Annotated in this window: 14 protein-coding genes and 1 pseudogene; 4 read left to right on the forward strand and 11 right to left on the reverse strand. The window is 67.4% G+C overall.

The window, feature by feature from the left end; genetic code table 11:
- Nucleotides 1–5: 5 nt before the first annotated feature.
- A complete protein-coding gene (locus EV138_RS25595; protein WP_133981303.1) occupies nt 6–677 on the reverse strand; it encodes a peptidylprolyl isomerase in 672 nt (223 codons plus the stop codon).
- 132 nt (nt 678–809) lie between these two features.
- On the opposite strand from EV138_RS25595, the gene EV138_RS25600 reads away from it, so the two are divergent.
- The gene (locus tag EV138_RS25600; RefSeq protein WP_238158350.1) at nt 810–2267 is read left to right on the forward strand and encodes a serine/threonine-protein kinase; all 1458 of its coding nucleotides are present in this window, start codon (nt 810–812) and stop codon (nt 2265–2267) included.
- 133 nt (nt 2268–2400) lie between these two features.
- Entirely contained in the window at nt 2401–3591 is a 1191-nt protein-coding gene (locus EV138_RS25605; protein ID WP_133981305.1) for an acyl-CoA dehydrogenase family protein, read from the forward strand.
- A gap of 53 nt (nt 3592–3644) precedes the next feature.
- Here EV138_RS25605 and EV138_RS25610 read toward each other — a convergent pair whose 3' ends face one another.
- The gene (locus tag EV138_RS25610; protein ID WP_133981306.1) at nt 3645–4658 is read right to left on the reverse strand and encodes an ArsR/SmtB family transcription factor; all 1014 of its coding nucleotides are present in this window, start codon (nt 4656–4658) and stop codon (nt 3645–3647) included.
- Between the two features lie 218 nt (nt 4659–4876).
- Nucleotides 4877–5983 carry a magnesium and cobalt transport protein CorA gene (locus EV138_RS25615; RefSeq protein ID WP_238158351.1) on the reverse strand — a complete coding sequence of 369 codons (1107 nt, stop codon included), beginning with the start codon at nt 5981–5983 and terminating at the stop codon, nt 4877–4879.
- 75 nt (nt 5984–6058) lie between these two features.
- On the opposite strand from EV138_RS25615, the gene EV138_RS25620 reads away from it, so the two are divergent.
- A complete protein-coding gene (locus tag EV138_RS25620) occupies nt 6059–6574 on the forward strand; it encodes a YflT domain-containing protein (RefSeq protein ID WP_112244118.1) in 516 nt (171 codons plus the stop codon).
- Nucleotide 6575: 1 nt separating this feature from the next.
- Here EV138_RS25620 and EV138_RS25625 read toward each other — a convergent pair whose 3' ends face one another.
- Nucleotides 6576–7931 carry an AfsR/SARP family transcriptional regulator gene (locus EV138_RS25625; protein WP_133981307.1) on the reverse strand — a complete coding sequence of 452 codons (1356 nt, stop codon included), beginning with the start codon at nt 7929–7931 and terminating at the stop codon, nt 6576–6578.
- Nucleotides 7888–8892: an ArsR/SmtB family transcription factor gene (locus EV138_RS25630; protein WP_133981308.1), complete on the reverse strand. Its 1005-nt coding sequence runs from the start codon at nt 8890–8892 to the stop codon at nt 7888–7890. Before EV138_RS25630 ends, EV138_RS25625 begins: the two co-directional genes overlap by 44 nt.
- A gap of 187 nt (nt 8893–9079) precedes the next feature.
- Here EV138_RS25630 and EV138_RS25635 point away from each other — a divergent pair.
- Nucleotides 9080–9619 (forward strand): annotated as a pseudogene (locus tag EV138_RS25635) (MaoC family dehydratase); the annotation flags it as partial.
- A 6-nt stretch (nt 9620–9625) separates the two neighbouring features.
- Here the strand turns inward: EV138_RS25635 and EV138_RS25640 are convergent.
- The 6 genes from EV138_RS25640 to EV138_RS25665 are packed head-to-tail and all read right to left on the reverse strand — an operon-like array spanning nt 9626 to nt 17165.
- A complete protein-coding gene (locus EV138_RS25640; RefSeq protein ID WP_133981310.1) occupies nt 9626–11419 on the reverse strand; it encodes a GH39 family glycosyl hydrolase in 1794 nt (597 codons plus the stop codon).
- 12 nt (nt 11420–11431) lie between these two features.
- Nucleotides 11432–13009, reverse strand: coding sequence for a glucoamylase family protein (locus EV138_RS25645; protein WP_133981311.1), 1578 nt, complete (start codon nt 13007–13009; stop codon nt 11432–11434).
- 16 nt (nt 13010–13025) lie between these two features.
- The gene (locus EV138_RS25650; protein ID WP_166678674.1) at nt 13026–13835 is read right to left on the reverse strand and encodes a carbohydrate ABC transporter permease; all 810 of its coding nucleotides are present in this window, start codon (nt 13833–13835) and stop codon (nt 13026–13028) included.
- Nucleotides 13835–14791 carry a carbohydrate ABC transporter permease gene (locus EV138_RS25655; RefSeq protein WP_133981313.1) on the reverse strand — a complete coding sequence of 319 codons (957 nt, stop codon included), beginning with the start codon at nt 14789–14791 and terminating at the stop codon, nt 13835–13837. Before EV138_RS25655 ends, EV138_RS25650 begins: the two co-directional genes overlap by 1 nt.
- 6 nt (nt 14792–14797) lie before the next feature.
- Entirely contained in the window at nt 14798–16090 is a 1293-nt protein-coding gene (locus tag EV138_RS25660) for a sugar ABC transporter substrate-binding protein (protein WP_133981314.1), read from the reverse strand.
- Nucleotides 16091–16109: 19 nt separating this feature from the next.
- Nucleotides 16110–17165 carry a LacI family DNA-binding transcriptional regulator gene (locus EV138_RS25665; protein ID WP_133981315.1) on the reverse strand — a complete coding sequence of 352 codons (1056 nt, stop codon included), beginning with the start codon at nt 17163–17165 and terminating at the stop codon, nt 16110–16112.
- Between the last annotated feature and the right edge of the window lie 4 nt (nt 17166–17169).

Genomic DNA, 17169 nt, shown 5'->3' on the forward strand with positions numbered 1-17169 from the left:
AGAGCTCAGCCGAGGGTGAAGACCTTCAGCAGGCGGATCGGGCGGACCGGCGGGCCGTCCTGGTCGGGGTCGGCGATACCGGCCTTGACCATCCGGTCGAAGGCGGACATTCCGTAGATCACGTGCCCGAGGACCGTGTAGTTCGGCGGGATGTTCGCGAACGAGTGCACGACGAAGAACTCGCTCCCGTTCGTCCCCGGCCCTTGGTTGCCCATGGCAACGGTGCCGCGCGGGTAGGTCTCCTGGCCGGTCACCTCGTCCGGGAACTTGTACCCCGGTCCGCCCTCCTCCTGGCGGTAGATGTCACCGCACTGCAGCACCCCGAGCCGCGCGGAGTTGGTCAGCCGGAAGCACTGGGTCCGGTCGTAGAAGTCGCTCTTGGTCAGGTGCACGAAGTTCGACACGCCACACGGCGCGTTCGCCCGGTCCATCCGGACCACGAACGGCCCGTAGTTGGTCAGGAAGTACACGTCGACGGTGCCCTTCGCGAGGGCCGTCGACCGCGGCAGGGTGACCGGCTTGGCGGCCGGATTCTCCGGAGTCGGCGTGAACTGACACTGCACGGTCGGTGGTCGATGACCACCCCGTACTGCGGGCGCGGCCGCCGCGGTGGTGGTGGTCAGCGTGGCGGCGACCAGCGTCGTCACGATCAGGGCAGGGATTCTTGATCGCTTCATGCGACCAACCTAATACGCACCGTCGACAACTTCCGCTGGATTGGCTGAAGAGATTCACCGTCCACTCGCACACCCAGCGGCAGCCGCCTAAGGTGAGTCGGTCCGTCGGCTGAGGTGTTGTGGGGTGTTGGTGTGAACGGCGAGGTACTCGCAGGGCGCTACCGATTGCTGACCTTGCTGGGGCATGGTGGCGCAGGCGAGGTCTGGCGGGCCGAGGACGAGGCCCTCGCCCGGCCCGTCGCGGTGAAGCTGCTGCGCCGGCTGGACGGCGATCTGATGGACGCCACCGACCGGTTCCGCACCGAGGCCCAGTCGGCCGCGCGCCTGCTACACCCGAACGTGGTCGCTACCTACGACGTCGGTACTGCGGACGGCCAGGTGTTCCTGGTGATGGAACTGGTGAACGGACCCGACCTGGCCAAGCTGCTGCGCAGTGGCGGGCTCCCGTCGGTCGACCTGGTCGCCGACATCGCAGTACAGGGAGCGCGGGCACTGGACGCAGCACATGCTGCCGGGATCGTGCACCGGGATGTGAAGCCGGGCAACCTTCTGCTGGCACCCGACGGCACACTCAAGATCACTGACTTCGGTATCGCGCAGGCAGTAGGTCTGGATGGCGCCACTGGACCGGTGTTGCTCGGCACAGCGGCGTACGTGTCGCCGGAGCAGGTCCGTGGCGAACGGGCGACGCCGGCCAGTGACTGGTACTCCCTGGGCTGCGTGCTCTACGAACTGCTCGCCGGAGTACCGCCCTTCGTAGGCGAGAACTTCGAAGCCGTACTCCGCCAGCACCTCGAAGCCGTACCGGTGCCGATCGTCGTACGCCGTCCAGAGGTGACCGCTGGTCTCGGAGAGCTTGTGACACGCCTGCTGGCCAAGGCACCGGGAGCTCGGCCGGCCTCTGCCGCCGAGGTGATCCGCTACCTCGAGCAAGCCCCTGCGGACCAGGGCACCCGGGTCATGGCCGTGCTGCCGACCACCGAAGCCCACGCCGCAGTACAGGCGGCGCCTTCTGACATCGTGCCGGGGCTTCAGCCTGAGGAGGACCCAGAGCCGCAACAGCCTCGCCGCAAGGGCGGATTCCCCTTCGCGAAGGCCATCCTGGCGTTGGCGGTGGTCCTGGCCGGCGTGCTCGTCGCGGCACTGCTCAAGGAGGGCGTGTCCAACCCGACCGCCGAAGCACGCGACGTACCGACTCAACCGGTGGTGACCAAGGCGACCGCCACCGCGAAGCCGAAGCCCACCCCGACGCCGACCCCGACACCCACGCCTACTCCGAAGCCCACCAAGAAGCCGAAGGTCACCCCGAACCCGACGCGGATCAGTCAGCTGCGCACGCTCGCCGCTCTGCTCCGGGCCCAGGAGGGTCGCGGTGCGAAGACGGCCCGGGCGGCGGCGAAAGATGTCGACGACGCGGCTGTGGCGCTGGACGAGGGTGACGACAAGCAGGCGGCCACCAAGTTCGCCGACGCCCGGCGGCGGCTGATCGACGCTCAGCGCGAGCACCGCTGGCAGGCCACGCCACAGATCGTCATCCTGTTCAACGTGCTCGGCCGGACGATGCCGTCCGGTGGCAACGACAACGAGTAGCAGGCGGCCGGATCCCAGCGTGAGCCACCTGACGGCTTTCGGGTGGCCGGTGTCACAGCGGGTGTCGGGTGGGTACGGCGATGCTGTGTACCGCGATACTCGCGAGTAAGCGCGACAGGTTGGAGACCTACCGATGAGCAGGTTGCAGCAGACCGAGGGACTGACCGACATCCAGGAGGAGATCCTGAAGACGGTCCGGGCCTTCGTCGAGTCCGAGATCCTCCCGGTCGCCACCGAACTGGAGCACAAGGACGAGTACCCGACCAAGATCGTCGAGGGTCTCAAGGAGCTCGGCCTGTTCGGGCTGATGATCCCCGAGGAGTACGGCGGTCTCGGCGAGTCGTTGCTCACCTACGCGCTCTGCGTCGAGGAGATCGCCCGCGGCTGGATGAGTGTCTCCGGCATCATCAACACCCACTTCATCGTGGCGTACATGCTGTTGCAGCACGGCACCGACGAGCAGAAGCAGAAGTACCTGCCGCGGATGGCGACCGGCGACGTCCGAGGCGCTTTCTCGATGTCCGAGCCGGGCTGCGGCTCCGACGTCGCGGCCATCAAGACCAAAGCCACCAAGAACGGCGAGAGCTACACGATCAACGGCCAGAAGATGTGGCTGACCAACGGCGGCTCGGCCAACCTGGTCGCCGTACTGGTGAAGACCGACGAGGGCCAGGACTCGGTCTACAAGAACATGACCACCTTCCTGGTCGAGAAGGAACCCGGATTCGGTGAGGTCGACAAGGGTCTGACCGTGCCGGGCAAGATCGAGAAGATGGGCTACAAGGGCGTCGACACGACCGAGCTGATCTTCGACGGGTACGAGATCGACGCCGGCCAGGTCCTCGGCGGCGTACCGGGCAAGGGCTTCTACCAGATGATGGACGGCGTCGAGGTCGGCCGGGTGAACGTGGCGGCCCGGGGCTGTGGGGTGGCCCGGCGGGCGTTCGAGCTCGGCATCTCCTATGCCCAGCAGCGGGAGACCTTCGGCAAGAAGATCGCCGAGCACCAGGCCGTGCTGTTCCGGCTGGCCGACATGGCGGTCAAGGTCGAGGCGGCGCACGAGCTGATGGTGAAGGCGGCCCGGAAGAAGGACGCGGGCTCCCGCAACGACTTCGAGGCCGGCGTCGCGAAGTACCTTGCCAGCGAGTACTGCTCGCAGGTCGTCGAGGACTCGTTCCGCATCCACGGCGGCTACGGATTCTCCAAGGAGTACGAGATCGAACGCCTCTACCGCGAGGCCCCGATGCTGCTGATCGGCGAAGGGACGGCCGACATCCAACGCATGATCATCGGCCGCCGCCTGCTCGAGGACTACAAACTCTGACCCTCGCCAGGTCCCGCGACCAGAACAGGGCAACTGGCGCCGAAGAGGTCAGGTCAGCTGGCGATCGTGCTCTGGCGGAGGTTGCCGGAGCCGTGCCCGGACAGTAGCCAGATGCCTAGCTGGGTGACCTCGTGCCGGACCGAGGCGCCTGCTCGGCGGGTGGTGATGAGGCCGGCTTCGCGCAGTACGGTCGCCTGGTGGCTTGCTGCGGCAGGGGAGATGTTGCAGCGCTTGGCCAACTCGGTCGTCGTACAGCCGCTCACTGCGGCTTCCAGAGCAGCAGCGCGTGTCGAGCCGAGCAGGGAGCCGAGGGCGTCGCTGGGCGGTTCGGTGTCCAGCGCGGACTGCCGCAGGATGCCGGGGGCGTGCTGGATCGGGTAGACCAGGATCGGCTTGAGCTCCGGGTCGCGCAGCTTGGTCGGCACCTGCCAGCAGAAGGCGGACGGCTGCAGCTCGATACCGCGGCCGTCCAGGTAGAGGTCGCGGTCGTTCATGTCGAGCACCTGCAGCACCGGCGCCACCCAGCGGACCCGCGGGTGCAGTGACGACAGCAGCCGGTCGACACCGTGCCGGGCCAGCGCGTCACCGCGATGCGTGTGGTCGGCGGTGACGTGGGTGCCGATCGACTTCCAGTACGGCGCGATGGCGGCGTCGTGGTACGTCTTGATCGCCCGGCCGAGCTTGCGCAGCGAGTGGCGGTCGCCCTCGGCCAGCTCGCGGGTCCACGGTGAGACCGGGCGGTACTTGCTCAGCAGGTCGAGCTGGCTGCGGATCTGCTGCCGGGGCGTGGACAGCGTCATCTCCAGCGCGGTGTCGAAGTCGGGCGCGGACTCGGCCGGGGTGAGGAAGTCGGGCGAATAGCCCTTCACCGGGGTCAGCTCGAGCAGCAGCCGCATCTGGTCCGGCGCGACCTTGGTGCGGACGTGCCGGCGCCAGTCCTCGAAGACCAGCCGGCCGTCGGAGTGCTGCAGCATGTGCAGGCTGAGGAGGATCTCCCACAGCGGTGCGGGTCGCGTCGAGACGGTCGTCCGCGCCAGGTCACGCGGCGTGAAGTGAATGCGTAGCACGGAGCCCTCCCAGGTACGGATCGTCTCGACATCCCCCGATGCCGTCGGTTGCAGACCGTGGTGGACCACTGACCGAACGCGATGTCGGCATTGAATCAGGTGCTTGAGACCATCCACAACCGTTCTCCGGCCGCCCGGCGCCGGTATTGGCGGCCATGGCACGAGGTTGCCAACTCACCGTCCGCGGAGTATTAGAGGCAGAAGTTGACGAGCAGTTGTCAGAGCCACCGATTGCGCTTGAACAACCAGTAGAGGCCTGTACACGCGGCCGCCATCGCCGCCAGGCAGACGAAGTAGCCGTACTTCGACGTCAGGCCGGGGATGTAGTCGAAGTTCATCCCGTAGATGCCCGCAATCATCGTGGGCACCGCGAGCACGGCCACCCAGGCCGAGATGCGCCGCATGTCTTCGTTCTCCGCCACCTGGACCTGGGCCAGACCCGCCTGCAGAATCGAGCTGAGCAGTTCGTCGAAGGAGATCACCTGCTCCTTCACTCGCAGCAGGTGGTCGTCGACGTCGCGGAAGTAGTTCCTGGTCTCGTCGGCGATCAACGGGTGCCGTCCGGTCGACAGTGCCCGCATCGGCCCGGTCAGTGGCGCCACCGCACGCTTCAGCTCGAGCACCTCGCGCTTGAGCTGGTACACCCGCTCGATGTTGCGCCACCCGCGCGGGCTGAACATCTCCGTCTCGATCAGGTCGATGTCCGCCTGTACTGCGTCAGCGACCTCCAGGTAGCTGTCCACCACATGGTCCGCGATCGCGTGCAGTACGCCGCCAGGCCCGGCCGCCAACCGCTTGGGCTCCTGCTCCAGGTGTTGCCGGAGACCGGCCAGCTCACCGTGGTCGCCGTGCCGCACAGTGATCACGAACCCGGGTCCGCAGAAGATCATCACCTCACCGGACTCGACCACCTCACTGGTCGCGGTCAGCGTCCCGTGCGGCACGTAGCGAACGGTCTTCAGTACTGCGAACAGCGTGTCGTCGTACCGCTCCAGCTTCGGCCGCTGGTGCGCCTCGGTCGCGTCCTCCAGTGCGAGCGGGTGCAGCCCGAACTCCGAGCCGATCACTGCCAGTTGGTGCTCGTTCGGCTGGAAGAGGCCGATCCAGACGAAGCCGTCACCACGCCGCGCCCGCGTCAGCGCGTCGACGTACGAGCCGCTGCGGGTGTCGCGATGGCCGTCGCGGTAGAACGCCCAGTCGACCAGAGCGCCCTCCAGCTTGCCGCTGCCGACCAGGTCGAGCGGGGGACCAGCGGGGCCGCCGCGGCGTGCGAACACACGTCCCATCCGGCGTGTCGCGCCCATGTCCCACCTCCACCCGGTCATCGACGCGAGGCTATCAATGTGCCGTCACCAGCCGTCGGCCATGATGGACATGCACGCAAGAGGAGAGGAACGACGATGAGCACCCAGGGCATGCCCTCGCTGGACCCCCGGCCGACCGGCCTGACGATCGGGACCTACGACACGTACCGGGAGGCACAGCGAGCGGTCGACTACCTCTCGGACGAGAAGTTCCCGGTCGAGCACACGACCATCGTCGGCAACAACCTGCGGCAGGTGGAGAAGATCACCGGCCGGCTCACCTGGGGCCGTGCGCTCACCGCCGGCCTGGCCAGCGGTGCCTGGTTCGGTCTGTTCGTCGGCGTCCTGCTCGGCCTGTTCACCACCAACGGCGGCTGGCTGGCCGCGCTGCTCACCGGTGTGGTGCTGGGCGCGATCTTCGGGATGGCGTTCGGTGCGATCGGCTATGCCCAGCTGGGTGGCCGCCGCGACTTCACCTCGCGCACAGCGGTGGTGGCGACGACGTACGACGTACTATGCGATCACAAGTTCGCCGAGGAAGCGCGCAACCACCTGGCGAAGCTGGCGCTCAAGGGCGAGGTCGCACCGCGGCTGCCTGAGCAGTCCAGCTGAGTCACCAGGGCGACCAAGCGGCTTCGACAGCAGCGTCGTGATCACCGAGCAGGGCCAGCGCGAGCAGCCTGTTGTTGCCCCGGAGGTGATCGGCGTACGCAGCGATCTGCTCGCCCGGCCTCAGTGCCAGGTGACCAGCGGCGATGCGTAGGGCGAGCGGTAGGTACCCGCAGAGGGCGGCAAGGTCTGCTGTCGCCTTCGGCTCCCGGTCTGCCCGCTCTGCGCCGAGCACTGCTCGCAGGAGCTCGATTGCCTCCGCAGGTTCAAGTACTGCGAGCGTCGTACCGTATGCGCCTTGCACAGCCAAGTCGTTCCGGCTCGTGACCAGGACTGCGCTGTTGCCGGGCGGGATCAGCGCACGTACCTGCTCCAGATCCTCGGCGTCGTCCAGCAGGATCAGCACCCGCTTGTCGGGCGGTGGCGGCGTCGTGTGGGAATCCCGGAGGAACCACTGGCCGTCCGGGTAGCTGTCCTTCACCAGGTGCGCCACCCGTACGGCAAGGGCCGTCTTGCCCACGCCTGGCGGTCCGCTGATGGTGACGACTGGTACGGCGGCATCGGTCAGGTGGGCCACGACGGCCTTCACCTCGTCCTGCCTGCCGACGAAGTCCCCGATGTCAGCCGGCAGTTGGCGATGCACCTGCCAGGTAGCGTCCGGCCCGTTCAGTACTTCGAGGTGCAGCTGGCGGACGTCCTCGCCCGGGTCGATGCCGAGCTCGTCGCGCAAGAGCGAAGCCAGCTCCTCGTACGCCGCCAGGGCCTCTGCCTGGCGAGACGAGTTGTGCAGTGCGAGCATCAGTTGCGCCCAGAAGCGCTCCCGCAGCGGGAAGCGCTTGGTGAGCGAGGTCAGCTCGGGAACGAGCTCGGCGTACTCGCGCAGGGCCAGCCTGGCGTCGACGAGCTGCTCGGCCGCGCGCAGCCATTCCTCTTGCAGCACGGCTCGCTTGTCCCTGACCACGGCGTAGTCGTGCGCACCTGTCAGCGGTTCGCCCTGCCAGAGTCGCAGTGCCTCGGCCAGTGCGTCAGCGGTTCCGGCCGCGGTGAGCAGGCGGAACCGGCACAGGTCCAGGCTGCCGGCGGGGACCTCGAGCCGATAACCGCCCGCGTGGTGCCGGAGACCGAGTCCGGGACCTATGACGCCACGCAACCGCGACACGGCGGTCTGCAGGGCCCGTTGGGGTTGCGCGGGCGGCTCACCATCCCACAGCCACTGGATTAGCTCCGCGGCGCTGACCGTCTGGTTCGCGTTCACCAGCAGGGCGGCCAGCAGGGTCCGCAGCCGGGGCGCACCGATCGGGATCTCCCGTCCCTCTTCAAGGACCGTGATCGGGCCCAGGATGCGGAAGACGGGACTCATGCATCACAGTGTCCCCTGGTCCCGCGGGCGACCCTTCCAGCAGTGCGCGTCCCAGCCTGGTCGCCAGATGCACCACGGACTTGCCGCGCCGGTGCGACTCGATCAGCCCGGCTTCGCGCAGTACTGCGGTCTGGTGGCTCGCCGTCGCCAAGGTGATGCCGCAGGCCTCGGCCAGCTGGGTCGTGGTGGTGCCGTTGACCGTCAGGGCGAGCACTGTCGCTCTGGTGCGGCCGACCAACGCGGCGAGCTGCTCCTGGTTGGCACAGGTCGCCCCGTCCGAGTGCACCAGGCCGGTGGCGTTCCGGATGGGGAAGACGAGTACCGGTGGCAGCTCCTGGTCGGCCAGCTTGGTCGGCTGCCGCCAGCAGAAGTACGACGGTTGCAGGCGCAGACCGCGGCCGTTCAGGCGTAGATCGCTGTCCTGGAAGGCCGCGATCTCCAGCACCTGGTCACGCCACCGTGCCTGGGGGTGGACGCCCTCCAGTACTGCGGCGATGCCACCGCTGGTCAGCTGGTCGAGCCGGTGCCGCTGGTCGGCCTGGACGGCTGCCTTCAGGGACGGCCAGTACGGCACCAGTGCCGACTGGTGGTAGACCCGGATGGCGTGGCGGAGCCGGTGCAGCGATTCCGGCCGCGCTTCGGAGAGCTGCCGGACCCAGCCGACCGAACTGCGCCGCGGTGTGAGCTGGGCGAGGTCGGTCCGGAACCGCTCACGCGGTACGGCCAGCAGCCGGTCCACCGCGTCGTCGAACTCGCCGACACCGGTCGCGGGCGCCGTCACTGCCCCGACGGTCTCGCGCGGTAGCCGGCGCCGCATGCGTTGCCGCCAGGCGCCGTAGGCGATCGGACCGTCCTCCACCTGCAGCATGTGCAGGCTGTGCAGGATCTCCCACATCGGGTCCGGCCCCGGTGCCAGTGTGGTCCGGGCGAAATCTTCCGCGGTGAAGTGAATACGCAGCATCTGTCATGTCCCCTGTCCCCAGAGGCACCAGCCAAACAGGCGTCGCTTACCGATCGCTCACCGTTCGGCATCCTCCGCCTCGCGCGGGCTGCGTGACGCATCTCTCGGGCCCTGTCACCGGTTTGAGAGGTAGGCCACGCGCCGGGGTACTGCCGGGACCGCGACGGATTGGGCAGCATGGGCGGGACAGGCGATCAGGAGGAGAACCATGCAGTTCGGGCGGAGCTACGAGGAGTTCGAGGTCGGTGCCGTCTACAAGCACTGGCCCGGCAAGACGGTGACCGAGTACGACGACCACCTGTTCTGCCTGCTCACCATGAACCACCACCCGCTGCACCTGGACGCCAACTACGCCGGGGAGACCACCCAGTTCGGCAAGAACGTTGTAGTTGGCAACTACATCTACTCGATCCTGCTCGGCATGTCGGTCCCCGACGTCAGCGGCAAGGCGATCGCCAACCTGGAGATCGAGTCGCTGCGGCACATCGCGCCGACCTTCCACGGCGACACCATCTACGGCGAGACCACCGTGCTGGACAAGTGGGAGTCCAAGTCCAAGGACGACCGGGGCGTCGTCTACGTGGAGACGAAGGGCTACAAGCAGGACGGCACGGTCGTCTGCCTGTTCAAGCGCAAGGTGATGGTCCCGAAGAACTCCTACCTCGAAGCCCGCGGCGGCGAGCAGCCCGGCCGCCCGACGCCGATCGAGCCGCCCGCCAAACCGTAGTACGGGTCAGGTCGGCTGGATCTCCAGCAGGATCGCGGAGGGCATCGGCAAGGTCAGCTCGAGGGTCGAGTCTCGCCACTCCAAGGAACTGCGGACGAGTTGGCTTCGCTCGGCCAGCTCGCGCCACTGGTCGTCGGTCGGCCAGTCGCCGACACCCAGCTCCTGGGCCGCTGCAACGAGATCACCTGTGCCGTTCGCCAGCTGAGTAGCGGTGACTCGCCAGTGAGGGTCTACTCCTGGCAGCGACAGCTTGACCGTCCTGGTGAGATCCGCGGAGCCGTCTGCCTTGGTCTGGTCGAGGGTGAGATTCCACAGCAGTACCGCGATGCGGTCGCGATCGCGGGTCGCCCAGGCCTCGACGAGGCTGCCGGCGCCGTCGCCGGTCAGGGTGACCGGCAGCTCGACCGGGCCGAGGCGGTTCAGCAGCGCGAGGGCGTGGTACCGCGGTTTGGACAGTCCGCCGACGGTCTGCAGGCCGAATCCGCCGTGCAGGAAGCTCGGTGGCCGGCCGAGCTCCTCGAAGTGATCGGAGGCGACCCAATAGGACAATGCGTCGACCCGACCTGCTGCGGACCGCATGCCACGCAGTACGAACACCCCCGCGAAGACCGAGTCGTTGATCGGGTTGAAGTGCCGTGGTGTGACACCCCACTCGGTCCAGAGGATCCGGGCCGCGCCGAAGCCGTGCCGCTCCAGCGAGGCCCGTACGTCGAGTGGCGCGCTGCCGTAGAGGTGTGTGGACACGAAGTCCACCGGTGAGCCTGTCGAGGCCGCGTGCGCGAGCAGGTCGTCGACCCATCCCGCCGCGGCCGACGAGGGGCCACCGACGGCCAGTCGGGGATCGACCGCCTTCACCGCGGCCGCGGTCACGTCGTACAGACGCAGCCACTCGGACTTGGTGCCGGACCAGAAGACCGAGAGGTTGGCCTCGTTCCACACTTCGAAGTCCCAGCCCAGCACTTCGTCCGGTCCGTAGCGGTCCACCAGGTGCTGCACCAGAGCTTGGACGAGTGTGCCCCACTGTTCGTAGGACTTCGGTGGCGAGATGATCGCGCCGTACGCGAAGACCGTCTTCGTCGGGTCGGCGGCGAGCTCGCGCGGCATGAAACCGAGTTCGACCACCGGTCGCAGCCCGATCTCCAGCACCTTGTCGTAGATCTGGTCGACCACGCTGAAGTCGTAGCCGGTGTCGGTGATCACGTGGGTGTCGTCATGGAAGATCGCATGTGCCCGGACCGTCCGGACGCCGAGCTCGTCGTGCATCCGGCGCAGCGCCTGCTCCAGCTCGGCGCCGATCTCGCGCCCGCCGGTGAGGTCCTTGCAGAGCAACTGACTCAGCCGCTCGCTCCCGACCATCGGCACCCACGGTCTCTGCAGTTCGGTGCCCTCAGCAACGGCGTCCACCGTCACCGTGACGACAGGATCGATGCCGTCGGCAACCAGTGGTATCGCACCGACGACCTCACTCGCGCGTCCGCTCGCCGTCACCTCGGGCACACTGGCGACGGCATACCGGTACGGCGTGCCGGGTGTGCAGGTGGTGTCGACGTACGGCGGACCCGCTACCGCCAGGATGTCACCACTGTGATGGTCGACCGGCTCCAGCGGGCCGTCCTCGGTTGCTCGCAGGATCAGGTAACCGACCGCCCCGTCGACCGGCGACCAGTCGATGGTCACCTGGCCGACCCCACCCACCGCGTGGACGTCCTTGGGTGGATCGAGATCCGGGAAGTCGAACTCGCGCGTCTCGTCACTGCGGATCGTGATCCGCGCGTCCCAATCTGCTCTTGCGTCTGGCACTGGAGAAACCAATCAGTCGAGGCCGGCGGAGAACTGCTCCTGGGCGATCAGCGGCCGGATCCGCCGGGTGACGTCGCCGGCGCTGAAGTTGCGCCGGATCACGTCGCCGCCGAACACGTTGCCGATGGCACCCATCACCATCGCCTGGTCGAGCGACAGGTACCGCTTGGCGATCAGCCCGGACTTCACCGCGACGGAGTCGTAGAACCCGCCACCGCCGTACGCGTGCAGGGTCTTCTCGATCCGGCTGAGGTTGTCGATCGCCTGCCGGGGCGCGTAGGACATCGCGAGGAACGCCGCGTGCGGGGTGACCACACCGTCGCCGTACGTCGGGTTCGGGTTGGTGCCTTCGCGGCAGCCTTCGAAGCCGGCGTCGAAGTTGGTCGCCTCCAGGTCGGACGGGTAGCCGCCCGGGTCCATCCCGATCGCGTCGACGCCGTAGACGGAGTACCCGCCCTTGGGATTCGAGGCGGGCGAGAACCCCCAATAGCCGTACTTCGCGTCCTCGAGGCCGTGCTCGATGTGCGCGCGGACGGTGAGGGGGTGGTTGAGGCCCCAACTGCGCGGCGCCCAGGTCGCCTCCGGGACGAACAGGTCGGGCATCAGTGACTCGAACATGTCACCGCCCCAGGAGGGGACCAGGCGCATCCCGCGGTACGAGTAGCTGCCCTCGAAGACGTCGAGTCCGAGGTAGGTCCGGTGCACGCCTTTGGGCTTCTGCTCGACCCAGGACCAGTCACAGCTGTCGGGGAAGGTCCGGTAGGTGGCGAAGTACTGCGTGTGCGGGACCTGCCCGAGTGCGAAACCGACGTACCCAGCGATCCGGGCCTCGGTGTTGCAGGTGTCGTAGTGGAACTTGCGGTAGTACACGTCCGGACCGGTTCCGGCGTGGTTGCCCTTGTCGGTCTCTTCGTCCGGCGGCGGAGTCTCGAAGAAGCCGCCGCGCATCAGGCCACCGGGCCGGGCCGCCGGATTGTAGTAGTAGGCGAAGTTCATCTTGCTGAGCAGCGAATCGGCCAGCGCCCGGGCCCGCGGCTCGGCGTTGCGGACCACCATCAGCGCGCAGGCGAACCAGGCGTTGTCGACACTGGAGACGAACGGTGTGATCGGTTTCGTCCCGTCCGGGTCGACGTACCGGACCTCGCCGGTGGCTTCGTCGTACCAGTTGAAGTACATGCCGCTCGGCTCGTGGTGGTCCACGTTCTTCATGGTGGTGAGCGTCTGGGTGATCCGGCGGTACGACTCCTGCGGCGAGATGATGCCGAGGTGCTTCGCGACGACCGTGCTCCAGAGGTAGCCGCCGATGTTGGTGGGAGACGTGTAGCTGCTGCGCACCGGACTCGTGACCGACTCGCCGATGTTGTCGGCGGGTAGTCCGGTGTGCTCGTCGGTCATGGCGACCAGGCTGCGCCACGTGTCGCGCGCCCAGCGGCCGACCAGAGCGCGGTCCTGGCGACTCGGTCGCCAGTCGCCCTTGAGGAGTTGGCCGGGGTCGCGCGGCGTACCGGCGTACGAAGTACTGGCTGTTCCTATCAGTGCGGCGGAGCCGGTAGCGGCGAGTAACGTGCGTCGGCTGATGTTGGCGGTCATCTGAGCCTCCAGAGGTCTATTTGATTCCGGTGATGGCGATGCCCTTGGTGACGTGGCGCTGGAAGGCCAGGAAGATCACCAGGACCGGTACTACGACGACGACCGCGCCGGCCATCAACAGGCCGTAGTGCTGCGCGTTCTGACCGGTCGAGTACAGGGCGAGGGCGACGGGCAGGGTGTACTTGTCCTCGGTCTGGGCGATCACCAAGGGCCAGAGGAAGTTGTTCCAGGAGCCGAGGAAGGTGAGGATCCCGAGCGTGGCCAGGGCCGGCCTGGTCAGCGGGAGCATGATCCGGCCGAAGATGCCGAGTTCGCTGGTGCCGTCCACCCGGGCGGCGTCCATCAGGTCGTCCGGCAGGCCGGCGAAGAACTGGCGCATCAGGAAGACCCCGAACGGCGAGACCAGGAACGGCAGGATCAGGCCGGGATAGCTGTTCGCCAGCCCGGCGTTGGTGACGAGCACGAACAGCGGCACGAAGGTGACCATGCCCGGCACCATCAAGGTGCCCATCACCAGCACGAACAACGGCGTCCGGCCCTTGAAGTTCAGCTTCGCCAGGGCGTAGCCGAGCATCGAGCAGAAGATCAGGTTGCCCGCCGTGACGACGAGCGCGACCAGCGTGGAGTTGAGGAAGTAGCGCGGGAAGTTCGCCTTGCCGAACAGCTCGCTGTAGTTGCCGTTGGTCGGTGCCTCGGGCAACCAGGTCGGCGGCACCCGGAGCAGCTCGCCGTCGGTCTTGAAGGAGCCGAGCAGCATCCAGGCGAACGGGGCCGCGACCGCTATCAGGCCGAGCACGGCGACGAGGTAGATCCACCAGCGTCTCATCACTTCTCCCTGAGCAGCCGGAACTGGAGGAACGTCAGGACGGCGATGACGACGAACAGGAGGTAGCTCATCGACGCGGCCAGCGAGTAGTTGCCGAAGCCGAACTGCTGGTAGGTGTACATGGACACCGAGAGCGTGCTGTTCAGCGGACCACCCTGGGTCATCACGAACGGCTCCTCGAAGAACTGCAGGTAGCCGATCCCGGTCACCACGCTGGTGAACAGGATGGTCGGTCGCAACAGCGGCACGATCAGGTAGCGGAACCGCTTCCAGGCGCCGGCACCGTCGAGTTGACCGGCCTCCTCGACGGTGTGCGGGATGCCCTGCAGGCCGGCCAGGAAGATGATCATCGCCGAACCGAAGTTCCGCCAGACCGCCATCATGATCAGCGACGGCATCGCCCAGGTCTTCGACGCCAGCCAGTTCGGCCCGTCGATACCGATCCAGCCGAGCACTGTGTTCAGCAGGCCGGAGTCCGGCGCGAGCACGAACCGCCAGATCACCGCGACCGCGACGATCGAGGTCACCACCGGCAGGTAGTAGCCGACCCGGAACAGGCTCTGGAACTTCTTCACGCCCTTGTCCAGCAGGACCGCCGCCGCCAGCGCCACGACGAGTGTCAGCGGTACGCCGATCACGACGAAGTACGCCGTGTTGAACGCGGCCTTGCGGAAGGTCTCGTCCGACAAGGCCTTCACGTAGTTGTCGAAGCCGACCCCGTTCACGGCGAACGGCGTACGGAGGTCGCGCTGCTTCATGTCGGTGAAGCTCATCCCGAGTGACCCGAGCACCGGCCCGGCGGTGAAGGCCAGGAACAGTACTGCGAACGGGAGCGTGAGGATCCAGGCCGCGGCGGTCTGCCGGCCGACCGCGCCGGAACGCCTCGGCTTCGAGCTGGGCTGCGGGGTGGGGCCGACCGCTTGCGCGGCCGGTCCCTTCAGCGTCGCTGAACTCATCGCCGATCAGCTACCAGTGCCGATCGACGACGCCTTGGTCTGGATCGCCTTCGCGGTGTCGGCGGGGGACTGGCCCGACTTGGCCATCTTCTCCACCTCGGTGTCGAAGGCGGTCGCGACCTGCTCCCAGTTCACGATCGCCGGCGGCGCCTTCGCATCGTCGAGTTGCTTGCCGAACACCGGCAGCAGCGGGTCGTTCGCGATGCTCGGGTCGTCCCAGGCGGCCTTGACGGCAGGCAGGTCCGTGGACAGCTTGAACCAGGAGGCCTGCGTCTTGGCGTCGGACAGCCACTTCACCAGCTTCCAGGCGCTGTCCTTGTTCTTGCTGTTCTTGAAGACGACGAAGTTGCTGCCACCCACGAACGAGGTCGCGGACTTGTTCTTCGGCAGCTGGAAGACGCCGATGTTCGGCTTGATCTTGTCGCCGCCCAGCTTGGCGATCGAGCCGGCCATCCACGGACCGGAGATGAACATCGGCACCTGGCCGCTGACGAACTGCGCCTCGGTCTGGTTCGGCGGCAGATCGGTCCCGGCCAGCTTCTCGGTGAAGAAGCTCTGGTAGTACTTCAGCCCTTCCTGCACCTCGGGGGTGTCGAACGTGAACTGCTTGTCGTCGTCGCTGGTGATCTTCGCACCGGCCGACCAGGCGAATGGCATCACCGTCTGCCACGACCCGGTCCCGCCCGGCAGCAGGTTGATCCCGTACTTCGCGCCGGCCTTCTCCTGCATCGCCTTGGCCATCGCCTTCAGGCCGTCCCAGTCGGTCGGGGGAGTGGTGATGCCGGCCTTCGCGGCCAGATCCTTGCGATAGAAGACGACCCGCGTCTCGACGTACCAAGGCACTCCGTACGACGTGCCGCCTACCTTGGTGGTGTCCAGCGCGCCCGGGAAGAAGCCGGCGGTGTCGATGCCGCTCGGAGTCGGATCCAGCGCGCCGAGGTCGGCGAACTCGCCCATCCACGTGGTGCCGACCATTGCTGCATCGGGCACCGACTGGGCGGTGATCGCGGTGGTGAACTTGTTGTGCGCGGCGTCCCACGGGATCGGCGTGACGGTCACCTTGACGCCGGGGTTGGCCTGCTCGAACTCCTTGGTGAGCTTGGGCAGGTTCTCGCCCTCGGTGCCCATCGCCCAGACGGTGAGGTTGCCGGTCGCGGGCTCGCTGCCGACACTGGTCGTTGCCTTCGGCGCCGATTCGTCGGAGTTGGCGGACCGGCCGCAGCCGGTCAGTGCCAGCGCCGTCGCCGTAAGAGCCGCACCGCCGATCACCAGTCGACGGTGGAGGGTGTGCGTGGTCATTTCTGGTCTCCTCACTCGGTTACTGCCTCTCACTCGCTGCCCCCGGTCCGGTACCGCAGCTCTCCCGCAGCACAAGCTCTGTCGCCAGTACGTCGTTCCGCGCCCGGGTCCGTTCCCCGGTGATCCGCTCGTGCAGTCTCTGCGCCGCCAGCCGCCCCAACTCAGCCATCGGCTGCCGCACCGTCGTCAACCCCGGCGACACATACCGCGCCGCCATCACGTCATCCCACCCCGTCACCACAACGTCCTCCGGCACCCGCACCCCACCCCGCCGCAGCTCTTGCAGGACCGCCAACGCCAACTCGTCATTGGCACAAACCAAACCCTCAGGCAGTGCGTCGGTCCTTCGCTTTTCTGTGTCTTCCATTGCTGTGAGCAACTGCATGGCCAGCGCGGCGCCGGCGGCCTCCGTCAGCGGGACTCTCTCCGGCTCGTTCACCGGCAGCTTGTGGGCGCGCAGGGCCGCCGAGTAACCGGCGTACCGCTCGGACACGTCGTACGAACTCGCCGGATCACCGACGAACAACAAATTTTGCCGCCCGTGATCGAGCAACCGCCTCGTCAGCTGTTCCGCACTGGCGGCACTTTCGCTCCGCACCGAATCGCACCCTGTCACCGGCGGATGCGCTACCAGCACGATCGGTACGCCGGCGCGCCGCAACTCCTGCACCGCCGGGAGATCAAGAGCGTTGCCATGCACAACGATTCCGTCGACCCGCCCAGCCAGGTCCCGCAGGCTGCGCTGGGGATCCGCGTTGCCATGCGTGACCGTCAGGATCACGCTCTGACCGTGCTCACCGGCCCACCGCTCGTACCCCATCAGCAGATCGCCGTAGAACGGGCCGGCCAGGTCGGGCAGCACGAGCCCGTGCGCCTCGTGACGTTGCACCGCGAGACTTCGGGCGGCTCGCAGCGGCACGTAGTTCAGCTCGCGGGCCGCCTGGTCGACCCTCTCCTTCGCCTTCGCCGACACCGGACCGGTCCCTTGCAGGACACGCGAAACTGTCGCGATCGACAGCTTCGCGAGCGCCGCGACGTCATAGATCGTCGCGGGCCTGCTGGTTCCGGATGCCATCGTG

Source organism: Kribbella voronezhensis (assembly GCF_004365175.1).
GTDB lineage: Bacteria > Actinomycetota > Actinomycetes > Propionibacteriales > Kribbellaceae > Kribbella > Kribbella voronezhensis.

Bases quoted from the DNA above. Each gene is read 5' to 3' on its own strand.
- EV138_RS25615 (WP_238158351.1), bottom strand. From the start codon at position 5,983: ATGACCGGGTGGAGGTGGGACATGGGCGCGACACGCCGGATGGGACGT.
- EV138_RS25630 (WP_133981308.1), bottom strand. From the start codon at position 8,892: ATGCTGCGTATTCACTTCACCGCGGAAGATTTCGCCCGGACCACACTG.
- EV138_RS25625 (WP_133981307.1), bottom strand. From the start codon at position 7,931: ATGAGTCCCGTCTTCCGCATCCTGGGCCCGATCACGGTCCTTGAAGAG.
- EV138_RS25665 (WP_133981315.1), bottom strand. From the start codon at position 17,165: ATGGCATCCGGAACCAGCAGGCCCGCGACGATCTATGACGTCGCGGCG.
- EV138_RS25655 (WP_133981313.1), bottom strand. From the start codon at position 14,791: ATGAGTTCAGCGACGCTGAAGGGACCGGCCGCGCAAGCGGTCGGCCCC.
- EV138_RS25620 (WP_112244118.1), top strand. From the start codon at position 6,059: ATGAGCACCCAGGGCATGCCCTCGCTGGACCCCCGGCCGACCGGCCTG.
- EV138_RS25650 (WP_166678674.1), bottom strand. From the start codon at position 13,835: ATGAGACGCTGGTGGATCTACCTCGTCGCCGTGCTCGGCCTGATAGCG.
- EV138_RS25645 (WP_133981311.1), bottom strand. From the start codon at position 13,009: ATGACCGCCAACATCAGCCGACGCACGTTACTCGCCGCTACCGGCTCC.
- EV138_RS25660 (WP_133981314.1), bottom strand. From the start codon at position 16,090: ATGACCACGCACACCCTCCACCGTCGACTGGTGATCGGCGGTGCGGCT.
- EV138_RS25605 (WP_133981305.1), top strand. From the start codon at position 2,401: ATGAGCAGGTTGCAGCAGACCGAGGGACTGACCGACATCCAGGAGGAG.
- EV138_RS25595 (WP_133981303.1), bottom strand. From the start codon at position 677: ATGAAGCGATCAAGAATCCCTGCCCTGATCGTGACGACGCTGGTCGCC.